This is a genomic window from Fretibacter rubidus, from assembly GCF_041429785.1.
Classification (GTDB): Bacteria; Pseudomonadota; Alphaproteobacteria; order Caulobacterales; family Maricaulaceae; genus Fretibacter; species Fretibacter rubidus.
Genome location: NZ_CP163423.1, coordinates 1,117,364 through 1,134,129 on the forward strand (window position 1 = coordinate 1,117,364; position 16,766 = coordinate 1,134,129).

The following is a 16,766-nucleotide window of genomic DNA, read 5'->3' on the forward strand; positions in this document are numbered from 1 at the left end:
TTAATGGCGCTCAGTGGTATGACAGGTTTCGCCCGTGTTTCGGGCACATATGCGGGGCATAGCTGGCAATGGGAAGTGCGCAGCGTCAATGGCCGCACATTAGATTTACGCGTGAAACTCCCAAGCGAAGTCAGCGCGATTGAACCCACTGTCAAAAAGGCGTTCTCAGATATTTTTACGCGCGGCAATATGCAAATCTCACTTAGCTTAAACGCGGATGATAAGGGTGGGACCGTCGCGATTAATGAGGCGCTTTTTGACACCCTCGCGCGTTTTGTTGAGGCCAAAGGCGGCAATAGTAATTTGGCAGTTTTGATGACCATTGACGGTGTCGTGACCCAAGGCAGGGGCAGCACAGATGAGGTCGCCCAAGAGGGTCTAGAGGCCGCCTTGATCCAAGGCGCGACAGAGGTGGCGACCACGTTAAAGCAGGCGCGCGACGACGAAGGCGCAGCACTGCTGCCATTATTTGAAACCGCAGTGTCGGCGCTTGAAAAACTGACGATCGAGGCGGCAGAGGCGGCGGCGACCCAGCCTAAATCTGTGGCTGACCGATTGTCAGACCAAGTCAAAGACCTCGCGGTGGATATTGACCCCGACCGATTAGCGGCGGAGATTGCCCTACTGGCGACCAAAGCCGATGTCCGCGAGGAGCTTGATCGCCTGACCGCCCATAGCGAGCAGGCGAGGGCGCTGCTGTCTCAGGGCTCTCCGATTGGGCGAAAGCTTGAGTTTTTATCCCAAGAATTTAACCGCGAAACCAATACGCTCTGCGCGAAATCATCCGATATCACCTTGACCCGCATCGGCCTGTCCATGAAAAGCGTCATCGAGCAATTCCGGGAGCAAGCCGCCAATGTCGAATGATAATCATCCTAGCGAAATTGATCAGCTAAAATCCAATCGTCGTGGTTTGATGGTCGTGCTGTCCTCACCGTCTGGCGCGGGGAAGACGACGCTGACGCGCCGCTTGATGGCGGCTGATGATAATATGACGATGTCTGTCTCGGCGACCACGCGCCAAGCGCGCCCCGGCGAAGTGGAAGGGCATGACTATTATTTCGTCTCCAAGGATCAATTTAGCGCCATGATAGAAAATGAGGATTTCCTTGAATATGCGCGGGTGTTTGACAATCATTACGGCACGCCGCGCGCCCCTGTCGAGCAGGCCTTGACCGAGGGACGCGACGTTATTTTTGATATTGACTGGCAAGGGGCGCAGCAGCTTGAACAAGCCGCTGTTGAGGATCTTGTGAAGATTTTTATCTTGCCGCCCAATATGCGCGCCCTTGAATCCCGTCTTCGGACCCGCGCCCAAGACAGCGACGAGACGATTGCAAAACGTATGTCAAAATCAGAATCAGAGATAAGCCGCTGGTCGGAATATGACTATGTTATTGTTAATGAGGACGTCGACAAAGCGCTGTCTGATGTGCAGGCCATTATTCAGTCAGAGCGTATGAGGCGCCGCCGTCAAATGTGGCTCGGCCCCTTTGTTAAGGCGCTGATTGACGGTGGGTAATCAGGTAATCAGTCAGGGCGTGAAAATCGCTGACGGGTAAATCCTCTGGGCGTTTTGTTGGGTCAATGCCGCAGGCTTCGCACCACGGTTCTGGCTCTAGTCCATGTTTTTTACCAAACGTTTTCAAAGACCGCCGCAGCATTTTTCGCCGCTGCCCAAAGGCGGCCGCTGTTAATTGGCCCAACTCTTTTAGATGTTTATACGGCGCGGGCAGCACGTCCAAAACCACGACGGCACTATCGACTTTCGGCGGTGGGGAAAACGCGCGGGCAGGCACGACAAAGGCAAGGTGGGTTTGGCAGACGCTTTGGGACAATATCGCAAGGCGGCCATAAGCTTTGTCGCCAACACCCGCGACGACGCGTTCGGCCACTTCTTTTTGAAACATCAAAACCGCGCGCGTCCAAAATAACGGGTCAGCGGTCAGCCAATTGGTCAGCATTTTCGTGCCGACATTATAAGGTAGGTTTGCGGCGATTTTGACCTCACCAGAGCTATGCTGAGCAATATCAACTTTCAAACCATCGTCATTAATGACCCGAAGTTCTTTGCCAGAGGCATCACCAATATCCGAAAGCGCGGGCAAGAACCGCGCGTCCATTTCAATGGCCAAAACCCGCTCTGCGCCGATCTTAAATAAAGAACGCGTCAAACCGCCCGGCCCGGGGCCGATCTCAACGACTGTGACGCCTTCCAGCGGTGTCGTCAGCTTGGCGATTTTATCAGTAATATTGCTGTCGAGCAGGAAATGCTGCCCAAGCTTTTTATTCGCGTCAAGTCCGTGCAGTTTCACGACTTCGGATAGGGTCGGGAGATTATCCAACATTAGATTTGGCCCTATTGTTGGCAATGTTGCGCGCGGATTTTATGGCTGCAATCACACTGTCTGCGCGGGCGATGTTTTGCCCCGCAATGCCAAACGCCGTGCCGTGATCAGGTGATGTTCGCACAATCGGAAGACCCAATGTGATGTTCACCCCGCCGTGAAAATCTAGCGTTTTGACGGGGATAAGCCCTTGGTCATGATACATGGCCAGCACGGCGTCATAGCCTTCGCGCGCCTCTGCGTGGAAAAGCGTATCGGCGGGTTTGGCGTCTGTCGCGTTAATGCCGACACTACGCAATGCATTGGCGGCGGGGTTGATAATCTCTAATTCCTCGCGCCCCAATGCTCCGCCTTCGCCCGCATGGGGGTTTAATCCTGTCAGAGCAATGCGCGGGTTTTTGACACCAAAATCGCGGATAAGGGCATGGTGCATCACCGTGGCGGTGCTGATAATTGTTTCCATGCTAAGCGTTGATGCGGCGTCTTTTAAGGGCAGATGCACAGTGGCCAGCGCAACACGAAGCCCGCCGCCCGATAGCATCATAACGGGACCCCGCGGGCCAGAATGGGGCGCGCCTTTGGTCAATTCGCCGAGATATTCCGTATGACCCGGATGGGAAAACCCAGCCTTATAAAGAACCTCTTTCGCGATTGGATTGGTGATCAGTCCAGCCGCTTCGCCAGACAAGCACGCCGTGACCGCCGCCGCAATGCTGCCCGTAATGATAGGGGCAAGTGCGCTGTCGGGTTTGCCGGCGATGACCAATGGGCTATCCCCAAGATTGATGACGGGCAGAGTGTCCGCGAAGGTTTTGGGGATGTCCGAATAATCTGAAACTGCGACTGGCGCAGGTAAATCCATGTCCGAAAAAACACCTTTAATCAATGCGATAGGGCCGATTAAGCCAAAGGCCAAATCTGGTTGATGTCTTAGCGCGGCCCAAGCTTTAGCGGTGATTTCAGGCCCAATTCCGGCAGGATCACCAAGGGTCAGGACGAGCGGTTTTTGGGACAGGGGTCGCAGAGCGGCTAGCGCATCATAATCGTCGCTTGGCGACGCAGGTCACGCAGGTGACGCTTTGACGCTTGGGCGAGCTGTTGGTCCATCAACCGTTCTTCAACTTCTGTGCGGGTCGGAATGCCGGCGCCCGTGACTTGGCGGTCACAGACAAATAGCGCAACGGGGCCAGACGGCGTTTCAAATGGCGCGCTTAATTGACCTGCCTCTGTGGCTTCAATGGTCGTCAGGATTTGCCCCGAAATTTCGCTGGCCTTTACTTCGCCCATATCCGCGGTGCCGACACCGTCCATGGCTTCGACATCATCTTCCAACGTATCGCAAGAGGTCAGTGATGACGAAAGACCGTCAAGACGCGCCATGGCCGCTGCCATCTCCGCCTCGTCTGTGGTCTGAATATTGACCTGACGGAGCTTATACACCGTATCTGATTCTGTAATACGTTCGTCCAGCATGGCGATGACATAAACCCCGCCTGGGACTTGGATGGGCGGTGAAATCTCGCCTTTTTCTAACGTCTCTAGGGCTGCGTCCAGTTCGGGGCGAAGTTCGCCGCGACGTATCCAGCCAACATCGCCGCCTTTGGCCGCACTCGGCGCGGATGAAAACTGCTGCGCGAGGAGCGGGAAGGGTGCGCCTTGCGTTGCTTGGGATACCATGGCTTTGCCGCCTTCCATGGCCCCGTCCATGCCGCCGATTTCAGGGGTGGCTTCGATAAAGATTTCGGCAACGCGGTAGCTCGGCTTGTCCGCATTGGTGGATAGGCGTGACATTGTCTGGTCAATCTGCGCGTCACTAATGCGGATGCGAGAGCCATAAAGGCCGTTGACAATACGCTGCCAGGCAATCTCTGATTTAACTTGATCCCGCAATGTGTTGATGGACACACCGATTGAGGCGAGTTGTTGTGCGACCTCATTTGGGTCAAGACCGTTACGGCCAATCAGACGCGCGACAGAGCGGTTCACTTCGGCGTCAGAAATGTTTTGCTCGAACTTATTACTTTCTTGCAATTGGATATGCTCATCAATCAGGTTTTGTAGTGCCTGTTGTTGTAATCGCGCGATGGTCGCTTGGTCGCGTTCTGAGCCCGTCGTGGCCAGCATAAACAGCACACGTTGACGAAGGTCATGGGTGGTGATGATGTCGTCATTCACAACGGCCGCAATGCCGTGGGATGTCGCTTGGGCGTTCGCTTTGCTTGCTGTACCAAATCCAACAATGACGGCTGTCGCCGTTAAAAATAATCCGCGTAAAGTCATATCATCCAGTCCTGTTTTATCAGGGCCCCAAAACGGGGTATCTTATTGCGCCTGTTATAGCCTGATTTGCCGCGCTTGCAATTCATCGCGGCATTATCTTGGCCCTTAATTACATCCGTTTTATCGGGAAGGGGATTAAATTTCTGTCAGTAAGCAGTCAGGCTAGCCGTCCTCAATCTTGGATAAATAGGCTGTACCGCAAAATAGAACTAATATTGGCACGCTCCATGCGGCCATGATGATGGGCATGGACTGCGCTTGTCCGAAAGCGGTCATAAGATTGTTGAAGAAATAGACGCCAAAGCCGACGCAGCCCCCCGCCAACATTAAGCGCAATGTTCCGCCCGACCGCGTGAGGTGCATAGATACGCCCGCCGCAATAATCGTCATCGCAATCAGGGTCAGCGGCAAAGACAGCAGGCTGTGCCATTGCATCCGAAGTCCCACCGCCGAAAAGCCAGCCGCCTCCACCCGCGCGATTTCAGACGGTAGGTCCCAAAAAGGCGGTCGCAATTTACGGCGGTTATCAAGGCGCAAATCGTTTAAGGTCAAGCGTGTTGGAAAAGACGCAAATTGTTGCCGCGCAAAGCCGTTATCGGTGCTGTTTTCACCCAAGTTTTGAACTTTCCAATAACCGGAGGGCAGCAATGTCGCGCGGTCGGCGTCAATGCGGCGGGAAAATTGTGTTTGTTCGGCTTTATTAACTTTAGTTTGCGTCTCGGTCTGAATTTGTGTCGCGTCGGGATAGTCATAATAATAAAAGGTTACATCGGTCAAAGTCGCTCTATCAATTGGCGACTGAAGACCGCGAATGACAATCTGCCCGCTATCAGACCCCTCGCGCAGCCAGACTTGGCGGGACTGTGTCGATGTGTTTGTCGCCTCTGCGGGCTGGCTATAGCTCGCGAGCCGCGTCTCATAGTGCTGCATCGCCTGTGTCGCCAGTGGGTTAAAGGCGATGGCCCAAATCAGACCGAGAAGACCCGTGACGAAAACGGCGGGCCGCAAAAATCGCCACGCCGATAATCCTGACGCGCGCAACACAATCAATTCAGAGCGTTTGTTCAATCCGTAAAGTGCGCCCATCACGCCAAATAAAACGACAAAGGGAATGGTTTGCTCAATTAATTGCGGAGCTTTCAACGCGGTTAATCCCAAAATCGTGAGAAGGGAGAGATTGCCGTCCTCACCTATATTACGGGTTGCTTCGACAAAATCGACCAACATGATAATCGCCGTCACAATCACAAAGGCCGTGATGATGCCGCGTAATATTCGGCTAGCGATATAACGGTCGATCAGGCTCATGACGGGCCTAACTGTGGACGGGTGTCGGGCATGGCCGCGCTTAACCGGTCATAGGTTTCGCGCCGTTTTTTACGGCCAAACCGCTTAAAGCCCAGCGCCCGTCCACGGCTGAGAATATAGACTGCGCAAAGGATGCAGACGGCAACGGGTAAGCCGTATTGAGCCATGTTTAACCCGGCGTCTTTTTCTGCGGCGGATGCCAGCCCAAAACCGGTCAAGCGGATGATAAATCCTGTCACAGCACAGAGCGCAATTTTACGACCATAACCTAGCCGCTGATATTCGCCGCGCACTAAGAACGCCACCGCCAACAGTGCCAAAGCCAGATTGTAAATCGGGGCAGAGAGCCGCGCATGGCCTTCGGCTTTCAGCGCATTATAGAGCCGTTTGTTGGATCGTTCGCGGTCATTAGGACGCAGCAGCTCATGCAAATAACGGTCTGAGGTTTTAAGCCTAAGCACTGGGTCGAGCGCCATAATCTGTGATAAATCAATGATATGGCGTTCAAACTTAATCAGGTCGAGTGTGCCATTGGGCGTTAGCGTTTGAATCGTGCCGTCTGATAAAGCCAGCAAGGTTTGCTCACCATCGCGGATAATACGCCCGCGCCGGGCGCTGTGGGTCATGGAATTATTCTTAGGTGCGCTGCCTGCCGTCGGCATATCCATCATTGTGCTTTTCTGATTACGGTCATCGTAAATCAGCACATCCGCCATGTCCCCACTGGCGAGGATTTCGCGCGCGTATACGGTTAGGCCTTTGGTCGGGGTTATGAACTCTCCAGGGCGCAACATTTGCGAGGCAATATCTGTGCGGACTTGCAATAAAGTCTCGCGCATATTGCGAAAGGAATAGGGCTGTAACAGCAGGTTAAAAACGAAATGCACAATCATCGCATAGGTCGCCAATCGCAATATGGGACTGGCGATCTGACGCGGGCTTAGACCTGTGGCTTTGGCGACAATTAATTCACTATCCACATTCAAACGGTTGAGCGCATAGAGCACAGCCATGAAAACGGCGAGCGGTAAAATGATAGAAATTAGTTGCGGCAAAGCCATCACCGTGACGGTCAAAAACGTTAGCGCCGACTGGCGGTTCTCGACAATCAAATCAATCGTCGACAGGCTTTGGGTAAGAAGCGCCAGAACCGACAAAGCCGATAGCGCAATCACCAAAGGCCAAAACGCTTGTCGCAAAAGATAGCGTTGCAAAAGCGACATGCGGTTCCTTTATCCTTACGTCCAAGCGGACTGTATCACCCATATTCATTTGGGGTATGAAATTATCGTCATATGTGACGGATATACCCTTCTATTCTATCGGGCTTTGGTTTACCACTAATCAACTATAAATTAGCGGGCGTTAGAGCCTGCGCAACAAAAGAGACATGACGTGACTGATAATTTTTCTGTATCCTTTTTTAATGACGCGCCCGCTAAATCTGGCGCGGCCATTGTCCCTGTGTTTAAAGGCGGCAAAGTTTACGGCGGCGGCGCGGCCTATGTAGAGGCGTTGGGCGATGTTTACACCAAAGCCGCCAAGGCAGCTGGGTTTAAAGGTGAGGCTGGGAAGTCTTTCACGCTCTATGCGCCCGAAGGATTTAAAGTCTCACGTCTGGTGTTTGTCGGATGCGGCGCTGAGGCCAAGAAAGACGCAAAACCATTTGACGCAGAAATGTTTGCGGCCAAAGCTGTCAAGCCGCTTTTGACATCGGGTGAGAGCACGGTCAGCATCCATCTAGGCGGTTTTGACGTCAGCGCAGATAGTGCCGCGCGGGCCGCCGTTGGTGCGCGTCTGGCGGGATACCGATTTGATAAATACCGCACAAAACTCGCCGCAAATAAGAAAAACAGCGTCAAAACCATCAAAATCGGCTGTGATGATCTGTCAAAGACGAAAAAAGCTTATAATAATTTCCACGGCCCGATTTGTGACGGCACGGTCATGGCCCGCGATTTGGTGAATGAGCCGCCTAATGTCATCTATCCCAAAGCCTATGCCGCACGGATTAAAAAACTAGAGAGCCTTGGTTTGAAAGTTGAGATCCTCGGCGAGAAGAAAATGGCAACGCTTGGCATGAACGCGCTATTGGGTGTTGGTGTTGGTTCTGAACGTGAAAGCCAGCTTGTTGTTATGCGCTGGATGGGCGGAAAAAAAGGGGATAAGCCCGCCTGTATCGTCGGCAAAGGTGTGACATTTGATACGGGCGGTATCTCGCTCAAACCCGGCAACGGTATGTGGGATATGAAAGGCGATATGGGCGGATCCGCCGCTGTCGTCGGCGCGATGATGGGGATTGCGGGCCGCAAAGCCAAAGCCAACGTCATCGGTATTGTCGGTCTGGTTGAAAATATGCCCGACGGCAAAGCGCAACTCCCCGGTGATATTGTGACGTCCATGTCGGGCCAAACCATTGAAGTGCAAAATACAGATGCCGAAGGACGCCTTGTTCTATGTGACGCGCTGCATTACGCGAATGAGAAATATAAGCCCAAAGCCATGATTAATCTGGCCACCCTAACAGGGGCGATTATTGTCGCGCTGGGTCATGAACATGCAGGTGTGTTTTCTAATAATGATGGCCTCGCCGAACAAATCGCGGCTGCATCTGACGCCTCGACAGAGAAAAGCTGGCGCCTGCCGCTTAGCCCTTATTACAATAAGCTTTTGGATAGCCCCAATGCCGATATGAAAAATATCGGTGGACGCGAAGCGGGCTCTATTACGGCAGCGCAATTCCTACAACGCTTCGTCGGTAAAACGCCTTGGGCGCATATTGATATTGCTGGCACAGGCATGAAAAACACACGCCCAGATCCGCGCGAAACGACCTTTGGCACGGGCTATGGTGTGCGGCTTCTAAACCACTGGATTGCCGATAATTTCGAGGGTTAAGCTCTATGGCCCAAGCAGCGGGAGAGGCAGAGGTTAGCGCGCCTGATTATTGGTTTTATCACCTCGAAGCTTCAACCGTGCAATCGGTTCTGCCGGACCTGATGGAAAAGGTTTTAGGGCGCGGCTGGCGCGCTCTGATTAAATGCCGCGAGTCTGATTTAGGCGAGCTGGATCAATTTCTTTGGACGTATAAAAACGATAGTTTTTTACCTCATGGCCGTGATGATCAACCCCAAGCGGACCAGCAACCCATATTGCTATCTGCGAGCGCGACAAAAGCCGACGGGGCGGATTGCATTGTCTTGCTGGATGGCGCGGAGGTGAGTGACCTTTCGGGTGTAAGCCGTTGTATTGTCATGATAAATGGCCGCAGTTCTGAGGATATTGCGCGGGAGCGTAAGCGCTGGAAAACCCTGAGTGATGCAGGCCATACACTGTCCTATTTTCAGCAAGATGAACGCGGGGCGTGGCAGAAAAAATCGTAAAGATGCCGTTATATGAGTTACGCGCAAGCGGCTAGGCTCGCGCGAATGTCTTCGCGTGTTAATTCAATTTAGGTTTTGTTATATACGGCGGCGGATCAGGACTTTTGTGATCAGCTGGGGGATGAGTGTCGTCATAATGCGGGTAGGATCTTTCGTAATTAGGGTCCGAGTTAATTAATTCAGATGTGTTCTTTGAACCGTAAAGCGCGCGGGTAATTTCGTGCGGCCAAAGCTCGACGGGCGGAATGCGGGTAGAGGGCGCAGATGGTTTTCTTTCCGTCAATTCATCGCGAGTGCGTCGTGGTCGCGGCTCTTTGTTACGTTCAATTTTGGCCCAACAAAAATCATCTTGGCTATCTGTTTTCTTACCCGAAGAAACGTGTCGTATAGCGCGCGAGCTTTCGCTGTGGCTAAGCGTCTTTTTGGCTGCGCGTTCAGTGGGGTTATGGCGGTTTTTCCACCGCGCTTGCCATTGCCGTAATGCGGGCCATCCGCCGAGATCCATGAATACGCGGCGGCACCAATCGGGATTGGATAGCATTGATGATTTTAAAATAATCCCGCGGTTATGGCGCGCGATTTTTAACAGCAAACGGTAAAGCGGTAACAGGCGTCTTGTATGCGTGTTTTGTTTGGCCAGCGGTGCACCGCTTTGCAAATAGGTCATGAGCCGCGCCGTCAGAATGGCTATGGCCGCGCGCAGCGGGGCGGTATCAATAGGCGTTATGGCGGGCGATGTGGTCACAGCCTATGGATACAGGGGTGTGGTAGGAGGGGGAGAGAATTGTTGGATTGGGGCTCTGATTATGATGATTTGCGCATGTTGCACGTGCATCACATGGTTTCCGGGCGTCCCGAAGGGGGCCGCGTCGGAATGACGTGTTTGTGAATAGAGGTCCGTATTTTAGCCTTCGACACAATTACATTGTCATTCCGTCGCAGCGAAGCTGCCCGGAATCCATGTCGTTGTTTTGCGACGTCATTCGATGTCGCATTCTTGCGCAAGCTTCACCACATGGTTTCCGGGCGTCCCGAAGGGGGCCGCGTCGGAATGACGTGTTTCTTTGGGCAAGCTCTAACCGCCACCCTAACCACAACGTGATGCCCGACCTTGTGTCGGGTATCTATGCGTCTTTCCCTTCAAAACAGATGATATTTACGGGATGACAAATGGATCCACGGGTCAAGCCCGAGGATGACGACGCTAGGCTTTGTGTCCGTTGGAATACAGCACCCACGCCGTCGGACTGACGTGCTAAAAAACCGCTACTCTGGCACCTTCGTCTCTAGCGCTAGCGCGTGTAACTCGCCGTTTGGGCCGTCCATTTTATCTTGTAGCGCGGCATAGACCAGTTGATGCTGTTTAATGCGGTTCAGGCCGACAAAGGCGACGCTGGTGATGACGGCTTTCCAGTGATTGTTATCACCAGCCAGGTCGATCAACTCAATCTCAGCCTCGGGCAGGGCGGCTGCCAGCATGGCCGAGAGGTCTTCGCGCGTCATAGCCATGTCTAGCCCTCGCCCGCCATATATTTGGGCATCCAGCCTTCGTGGCGTTCGCGCAGGCCAGATAGCGAGACATCAAAGGCGCCTTGGGCTGTGATGCGGTCGCCGCCGACTTTGCCGACGATTTGCGCGGGGATGCCTTTTGCGCCTGCTGTGGAAATCACAGGGTTCACGTCATTCGGACCCACAGCCAGCAGGTAACGCGCTTGGTCTTCGCCGAAATACCAGCCGTGACGCGGGCCAGAGGCTGGGCCGGTGAGGGACACGCCAATATTACTGGTGAACGCCATTTCACAGGCTGCAATCGCAAGGCCGCCGTCGGATAAATCATGCACAGCTTTGACGCGACGACCGCGGATAAGCTTTCGCACATAATCGCCATTGCGTTTCTCTGCGGCCAAATCGACAGGCGGCGGTGCGCCGTCTTCGCGGCTCATGATAAGGTTCAGATATACTGAGCAGCCGAGCCAACCAACAGTGTCGCCAATAAGGACCAGGGTATCACCCTCTTCGGCGTCGCCGAGTGTGCTGAAAAAAGACAAATCAGGGATAAGGCCAACACCGCCCACGGCAGGGGTCGGCGGAATGGCAACACCGTTGGTCTCATTATAAAGCGATACATTGCCCGACACGACCGGGTAATCAAAGGCGCGGCAGGCCTCGTTCATACCGTCAATACAGCCCACAAATTGCCCCATAATTTCAGGACGTTCGGGATTGCCGAAATTTAGGCAATCGGTAATCGCAATCGGGTCTGCGCCAACCGCGGTCAGGTTGCGCCATGTTTCGGCCACGCATTGTTTGCCGCCTTCATAGGGGTCGGCGTAGCAATAACGCGGTGTCACATCGGTCGTAATCGCAACGGCTTTATTGGTGCCGTGGATGCGCACGATGGCTGCGTCGCCTTTAGACTGGCTGCTATCGACGGTGTCAGACATCACGTGACGGTCATATTGTTCCCAAATCCAGCGCTTTGAAGCGATGTCAGGGCTGGTAATAATGCGTAGCAACGCATCATTATAGTCTTGGGTTTCAAACAGGTTTTCAACCAGCAGCACATCGCGCTTTGGCGTCGGCACATGCGGGCGGTCATAATTGGGCGCGTCATCACCCAGCGGTGCAATGGGGATATCGCAGACTTTTTTGCGCTTATGTTTCAGAACCAGATTGCCCGTATCCGTTGTGATGCCAATCTCGGCCACGTCCAGTTCCCATTTGTTAAAGGTATCAAAGGCGAGCTGTTCTTTGCCCGGTTGAATGACCATCAACATGCGTTCTTGGCTCTCTGATAACATCATCTCATAAGGGGTCATGCCCTCTTCGCGCTGCGGGACTTTGTCGAGGTTAATCTCAACACCCACGCCGCCTTTATCCGCCATTTCAATGGAGGATGAGGTGAGGCCCGCTGCGCCCATATCTTGGATGGCAATAATGGCGTCTGTTGCCATCAACTCTAGGCAGGCTTCAATCAGAAGCTTTTCGGTGAAGGGATCCCCCACTTGGACTGTGGGGCGTTTTTCTTCACTATCATCGTCAAATTCAGCCGACGCCATGGTCGCGCCGTGAATACCGTCACGGCCTGTCTTGGACCCGACATAAAAAATCGGATTACCAACCCCTTTGGCCGCAGAAAGGAAAATATTATCGGTTTTCGCAAGGCCAACACACATGGCGTTAACAAGGATATTACCGTTATAGCCTTTGTGGAAATTAGTTTCCCCGCCAACCGTTGGTACGCCGACGCAATTACCGTAACCGCCAATACCCGCCACAACGCCAGAGACCAGCGAGCGTGTCTTAGGATGCTTTGGCTCGCCAAAACGCAGCGCATTCATGAGCGCAATTGGGCGTGCGCCCATGGTAAACACATCGCGCATAATGCCGCCCACGCCGGTCGCCGCGCCTTGATAGGGCTCGATATAAGACGGGTGGTTATGGCTCTCCATTTTGAAAATAATCGCGTCACCGTCGCCAATATCAATGACACCTGCGTTTTCGCCTGGCCCTTGGATAACCTTGTCGCCTGTTGTCAGGAACTTGCCAAGATGACGGCGAGAAGATTTATAGCTGCAATGCTCAGACCACATGACGGAAAAGATACCAAGCTCATTGATATTAGGTTCGCGGCCCAAACGGTCGAGGATGATTTGATATTCGTCTTCTGACAGGCCGTGTTCTTTAACGACGTCGGGCGTGATTTTTACTTTAGCCATTAAAACGACTCCAGAACCGATTTAAATAGATTAATGCCGTCTGTGCCGCCGTGCATTGGGTCAACCGCGCGTTCGGGGTGGGGCATCATACCAAGGACATTGCCGCCTTCATTACAAATGCCTGCAATATCGCGGGCAGAGCCGTTTGGGTTGCCGTTATATTTAAACACGACGCGCCCTGATTTTTCTAACATATCCAGCGTTTGCTTATCTGCAAAATAATTACCGTCATGGTGGGCGACGGGGATAGTGACGTCCTTTTGGTCTTTATAAGCAGATGTGAAGCGCGACGCGCCGTTAGTGATATTGAGGCTTTGCGGTTTACAGACAAATTTCAGGCTCGCGTTGCGCATTAACGCCCCGGGCAAAAGCCCCGTTTCGCATAAGATTTGAAAGCCGTTACAAAACCCTGCAACGGGCAAGCCGCCTTTGGCCTTTTTCACAATATCTTCGACAATCGGCGAGCGCGCCGCCATGGCGCCGCAACGCAGATAATCGCCATAAGAAAACCCGCCCGGCAGGACAACAAAATCAATACCCGCGGGCAGGGTGGTTTCGCGGTGCCAAATCATCTCGGTCTTGCGGCCTGTGATCTGTTCCAGCGCCACAGCGGCGTCGCGGTCACAGTTGGACGCGGGGAAAGTTATAACGGCTGATCTCATAATCTTATCTCAATTGGATGAGGTGTCGGGCAGGATGGGCGCGAATGGGCGCGGCTAGTCCTCAATCGTGATGCGGTAGCTTTCAATCACCGTATTGGCGAGCAGCTTTTCACACATATTGGTCACGTCTTTCTGTGCGGCCGCTTTGTCGGCATGGGTCAAATCAAGCTCTATCACCTTGCCTTGGCGGGCGTCTTTGACACCGTTAAATCCAAGATCAACGAGCGAGCGCGCAATGGCGCGGCCTTGGGGGTCCAGCACACCGGGCTTTAGACCCACATGAATAATCGCTTTCATGGATTAATCCTCATTCTTTACAATCGAGACAACATTGGAATTATTGCCGTTTTCTTTGATAATGCCCAGCCGCGTCGCGACCTCTGTATAGGCCTCTGTGACGCCGCCGAGATCACGGCGAAAGCGGTCTTTGTCTAGCTTTTTATTCGTCTCGCGGTCCCATAGCCGGCAGCTATCGGGGCTAATCTCATCAGCCAGCACAATCTGGTGCCCGCCGTCCACAGCCAGACGCCCAAATTCGATTTTAAAATCAACCAGCTTAATCCCGATGCCCGCAAACAGCCCGCAAAGATAATCATTAATGCGGAGCGTCAGATTCGTAATTTCTTCAATTTCGTCCGCCGATGCCCAGCCAAAGGCGGTGATATGTTCTTCGGCCACGAGGGGATCACCCAAATCATCGCGTTTCAAGCAAAATTCCACAATAGAGCGCGGCAGAACTTCGCCTTCTTCGACGCCTAGGCGCTTACTCATCGTGCCGGCGGCGATATTGCGCACAATCACTTCGAGGGGCACAATCTCGACCCGCTTACACAGTTGCTCGCGCATGTTTAGGCGGCGAATAAAGTGCGTCGGAATGCCAATCTCACCAAGGCGTAGCATCATATATTCAGAGATACGGTTATTCAGCACACCTTTGCCGTCCAAAATCGCTTTTTTCTCGGCATTAAAGGCGGTGGCGTCATCCTTGAAATATTGGATAATCGTGCCCGGTTCGGGGCCTTCATACAGGATTTTGGCTTTGCCTTCGTAGATTTTCGTGCGGCGAGACATAGAACTGTCCTCATTCGGGGCGACTCAGCCGTGAGTTTATCATTTGAGCCTAGGCCATAGCCCAATGGGGCGGGCGCGGCAATGCCGTGCTGTCTTGAATTCGGGGATAAAGCCGCCATCTTATCGCTAAGCGGCGTATTGCCTATTGCGTGCGGCTAAGCGATTTTTTAATGTGTGGTGAAACGAACAAAGGAACATGTAATGTCAATATTTGAAGAGCGCGAAAGCGCCTCCGAAACCCGATTTGTCCTCGATGCTCAATTAGAGTTTAAATCAGAGGCACGGCGCAACAAAATGCTCGGCACATGGGCCGCTGGCCTGATGGGCCTATCTGGGGACGCGGTCGATAAATACGCGCTAGAGGTCATTTTGGCCGATATGGAAGAAGCGGGCGATGACGACGTGTTTCGCAAGCTCCGCAAAGACCTAGACGCCGCCAATATTGACATGTCTGATAAAGCCATCCGCGATAAAATGGCCGAATGCCTAGACGCCGCCCGCAAGCATTTCTACGCGGAAAAGCCCCCCAGCTAGGGCAGGGCGCGATTTAAAAGGTTAGGCCTCCGCCATGTGCGGGGGCGTTTTTGTTGGGGGGGGGAGGCTTTTATCCTTATTGCGGACCTTAGCTCAGAAGCCGTTGTCGCCCAAATCGGCGCTGCCGTTTTACTCAATAACATGAAGCTGCCCCAAGGGGTTAGAAGGCGTGGTGTGACGCTCGGCAGGCCTAAGAAGTTGGTTTAGGTTTTGCTTTAGACTTAACCTTCTTCTTTCGCATATCAGGCGGTATTTTGCCTTTGAGCGCAGCGTGCTTCTTGGCTCTTACAGCATCATCTTCCGCTTTGAAAAAAGTTGAATATATAAAGTCCTCAAAAATATCGAGTAGGATAATAATATCATCGATGTCAGGAGACCAATCTCGGTGCATTGCGGCGTGTCCACCTTCAACCAAAACTTCTAATGCAGCTTTATCTTCTATTGATAGTTTACCACTGGATTCTAATTCTTCCAATATTTGACCAAAGTTTTTATCTTTAGCGACGCCAGTTTCTTGAGCAACTTTTTCGAAAAGAGAACGAATTCCCATTGCTGAAAACTGCATGAGTTCTGCATCTAACGACTTGTATATATCGAATAAAGCTTGATGAATTGGATTGTTGGCTCTGTATAGTCGTCTCTCCCAGCTTGGATAAGGACGCTTAGCTTCTGGCGGGAATGACGTATACCTATAAGGGTGGCAAACCGCCCAATTTCCATCAGGTAAATTTTCATGTTCTTCATCGTGTTCATTGGAGTGACCCGTTCGCATGAAGTATTCCCTGCATGTATTGCATATATAAAAATGCGCTTTGTTTGAGTAGTAATACTCGGGGTCTGATGTATCAGAATAACTGTCTTGTGCTAATTCTTTGACATTTCTGTCTTGTCGGCAATGAGGGCAATGCTCGATTATCGGATCAGCCATTTTTATGTATCTTTATTTTCAGGGTTAAACATAGGAAAAAAGGCACACCATATAAAAACATGGCGGAAGTTGACCTCCCCTATGGCTGAACACCCCATAGTTCACGCGTCTTTAATCACTCGACAGGCAATTTCACCAAGTTTGGAGATCACATGAGGATATTTATCATCTAAAAATATAATCTGGTTGCATACGTGTTTAGATTGGGCACCCTTTGGTCACCTGAGCGTCACGAATTGTCAGCAATCTATTAGCTAGAGCTTTGTCTGCTTCGGACTTTGCCATAGCGTTTCCAATTCCAAAGTCGCCCAAAAACCCAGCAGCAGAACGCCAATCTGTGCCAGCAGTATCTGCAATTTGCAACTGGGTTTGCTCAACTCTAATCACTTCTAACTTTAAGTCATTGCAGTCCATTAATTGTGTTTCAGCGGACGATAATTCCGTTGTGATGGGGTAACGCTTAGTTGCGCAAGCAGTGCATAGGAACGATGTTAAGACCGCTGCTGTTAAGATAGTTTTTGATTTGTTCATTG

The 16,766-nt window shown here is 52.3% G+C and carries 18 protein-coding genes; 5 read left to right on the forward strand and 13 right to left on the reverse strand.

Translation table 11 applies throughout. The features are described 5' to 3' along the window. The first annotated feature begins 3 nt into the window (after positions 1–3). Complete coding sequence (locus AB6B37_RS05345; protein WP_371397863.1) at positions 4–867, forward strand: YicC/YloC family endoribonuclease; 864 nt, start codon at positions 4–6, stop codon at positions 865–867. After that, positions 857–1,522: a guanylate kinase gene (gene gmk, locus AB6B37_RS05350; protein ID WP_371397864.1), complete on the forward strand. Its 666-nt coding sequence runs from the start codon at positions 857–859 to the stop codon at positions 1,520–1,522. The genes AB6B37_RS05345 and gmk overlap by 11 nt, the downstream gene beginning before the upstream one ends. Here gmk and rsmA read toward each other — a convergent pair. The 5 genes from rsmA to AB6B37_RS05375 form a co-directional block, all read right to left on the reverse strand. Beyond that, on the reverse strand, positions 1,497–2,348 hold the full coding sequence (gene rsmA / locus AB6B37_RS05355) for a 16S rRNA (adenine(1518)-N(6)/adenine(1519)-N(6))-dimethyltransferase RsmA (RefSeq protein WP_371397865.1): 852 nt from the start codon (positions 2,346–2,348) through the stop codon (positions 1,497–1,499). The two genes, gmk and rsmA, sit on opposite strands and share 26 nt — an antisense overlap. Further along, positions 2,338–3,363, reverse strand: coding sequence for a 4-hydroxythreonine-4-phosphate dehydrogenase PdxA (gene pdxA, locus AB6B37_RS05360; protein WP_371398414.1), 1,026 nt, complete (start codon positions 3,361–3,363; stop codon positions 2,338–2,340). The genes rsmA and pdxA overlap by 11 nt, the downstream gene beginning before the upstream one ends. 14 nt (positions 3,364–3,377) lie before the next feature. Continuing rightward, a complete protein-coding gene (locus AB6B37_RS05365; RefSeq protein WP_371397866.1) occupies positions 3,378–4,628 on the reverse strand; it encodes a peptidylprolyl isomerase in 1,251 nt (416 codons plus the stop codon). A 162-nt stretch (positions 4,629–4,790) separates the two neighbouring features. After that, complete coding sequence (locus AB6B37_RS05370) at positions 4,791–5,936, reverse strand: LptF/LptG family permease (protein WP_371397867.1); 1,146 nt, start codon at positions 5,934–5,936, stop codon at positions 4,791–4,793. Next, positions 5,933–7,159 carry an LptF/LptG family permease gene (locus AB6B37_RS05375; RefSeq protein WP_371397868.1) on the reverse strand — a complete coding sequence of 409 codons (1,227 nt, stop codon included), beginning with the start codon at positions 7,157–7,159 and terminating at the stop codon, positions 5,933–5,935. Before AB6B37_RS05375 ends, AB6B37_RS05370 begins: the two co-directional genes overlap by 4 nt. A 172-nt stretch (positions 7,160–7,331) precedes the next feature. Between AB6B37_RS05375 and AB6B37_RS05380 the strand changes: the two genes are divergently transcribed. After that, positions 7,332–8,834 carry a leucyl aminopeptidase gene (locus AB6B37_RS05380; protein ID WP_371397869.1) on the forward strand — a complete coding sequence of 501 codons (1,503 nt, stop codon included), beginning with the start codon at positions 7,332–7,334 and terminating at the stop codon, positions 8,832–8,834. Between the two features lie 5 nt (positions 8,835–8,839). Then, positions 8,840–9,319, forward strand: a complete 480-nt coding sequence (locus AB6B37_RS05385) for a DNA polymerase III subunit chi (RefSeq protein WP_371397870.1) — start codon at positions 8,840–8,842, stop codon at positions 9,317–9,319. Between the two features lie 58 nt (positions 9,320–9,377). Here the strand turns inward: AB6B37_RS05385 and AB6B37_RS05390 are convergent, their stop codons facing one another. The 6 genes from AB6B37_RS05390 to purC all read right to left on the reverse strand — a co-directional run bounded on the left by AB6B37_RS05390 (position 9,378) and on the right by purC (position 14,771). After that, positions 9,378–10,064, reverse strand: a complete 687-nt coding sequence (locus AB6B37_RS05390; protein ID WP_371397871.1) for a hypothetical protein — start codon at positions 10,062–10,064, stop codon at positions 9,378–9,380. A gap of 521 nt (positions 10,065–10,585) precedes the next feature. After that, on the reverse strand, positions 10,586–10,828 hold the full coding sequence (locus AB6B37_RS05395) for a BolA/IbaG family iron-sulfur metabolism protein (protein ID WP_371397872.1): 243 nt from the start codon (positions 10,826–10,828) through the stop codon (positions 10,586–10,588). Positions 10,829–10,830: 2 nt separating this feature from the next. Next, a complete protein-coding gene (gene purL / locus AB6B37_RS05400; protein WP_371397873.1) occupies positions 10,831–13,038 on the reverse strand; it encodes a phosphoribosylformylglycinamidine synthase subunit PurL in 2,208 nt (735 codons plus the stop codon). Further along, positions 13,038–13,700, reverse strand: a complete 663-nt coding sequence (purQ, locus tag AB6B37_RS05405; protein ID WP_371397874.1) for a phosphoribosylformylglycinamidine synthase subunit PurQ — start codon at positions 13,698–13,700, stop codon at positions 13,038–13,040. Before purQ ends, purL begins: the two co-directional genes overlap by 1 nt. A gap of 54 nt (positions 13,701–13,754) precedes the next feature. Next, the gene (purS, locus tag AB6B37_RS05410; protein ID WP_371397875.1) at positions 13,755–13,997 is read right to left on the reverse strand and encodes a phosphoribosylformylglycinamidine synthase subunit PurS; all 243 of its coding nucleotides are present in this window, start codon (positions 13,995–13,997) and stop codon (positions 13,755–13,757) included. Positions 13,998–14,000: 3 nt separating this feature from the next. Then, complete coding sequence (purC, locus tag AB6B37_RS05415) at positions 14,001–14,771, reverse strand: phosphoribosylaminoimidazolesuccinocarboxamide synthase (protein ID WP_371397876.1); 771 nt, start codon at positions 14,769–14,771, stop codon at positions 14,001–14,003. A gap of 201 nt (positions 14,772–14,972) precedes the next feature. On the opposite strand from purC, the gene AB6B37_RS05420 reads away from it, so the two are divergent. Continuing rightward, complete coding sequence (locus tag AB6B37_RS05420; RefSeq protein WP_371397877.1) at positions 14,973–15,305, forward strand: DUF1476 domain-containing protein; 333 nt, start codon at positions 14,973–14,975, stop codon at positions 15,303–15,305. Positions 15,306–15,495: 190 nt separating this feature from the next. Here the strand turns inward: AB6B37_RS05420 and AB6B37_RS05425 are convergent, their stop codons facing one another. Both AB6B37_RS05425 and AB6B37_RS05430 read right to left on the reverse strand, forming a co-directional pair. Then, the gene (locus AB6B37_RS05425) at positions 15,496–16,233 is read right to left on the reverse strand and encodes a DUF4145 domain-containing protein (RefSeq protein ID WP_371397878.1); all 738 of its coding nucleotides are present in this window, start codon (positions 16,231–16,233) and stop codon (positions 15,496–15,498) included. A gap of 198 nt (positions 16,234–16,431) precedes the next feature. Then, entirely contained in the window at positions 16,432–16,764 is a 333-nt protein-coding gene (locus AB6B37_RS05430) for a hypothetical protein (protein ID WP_371397879.1), read from the reverse strand. Positions 16,765–16,766: the final 2 nt, after the last annotated feature.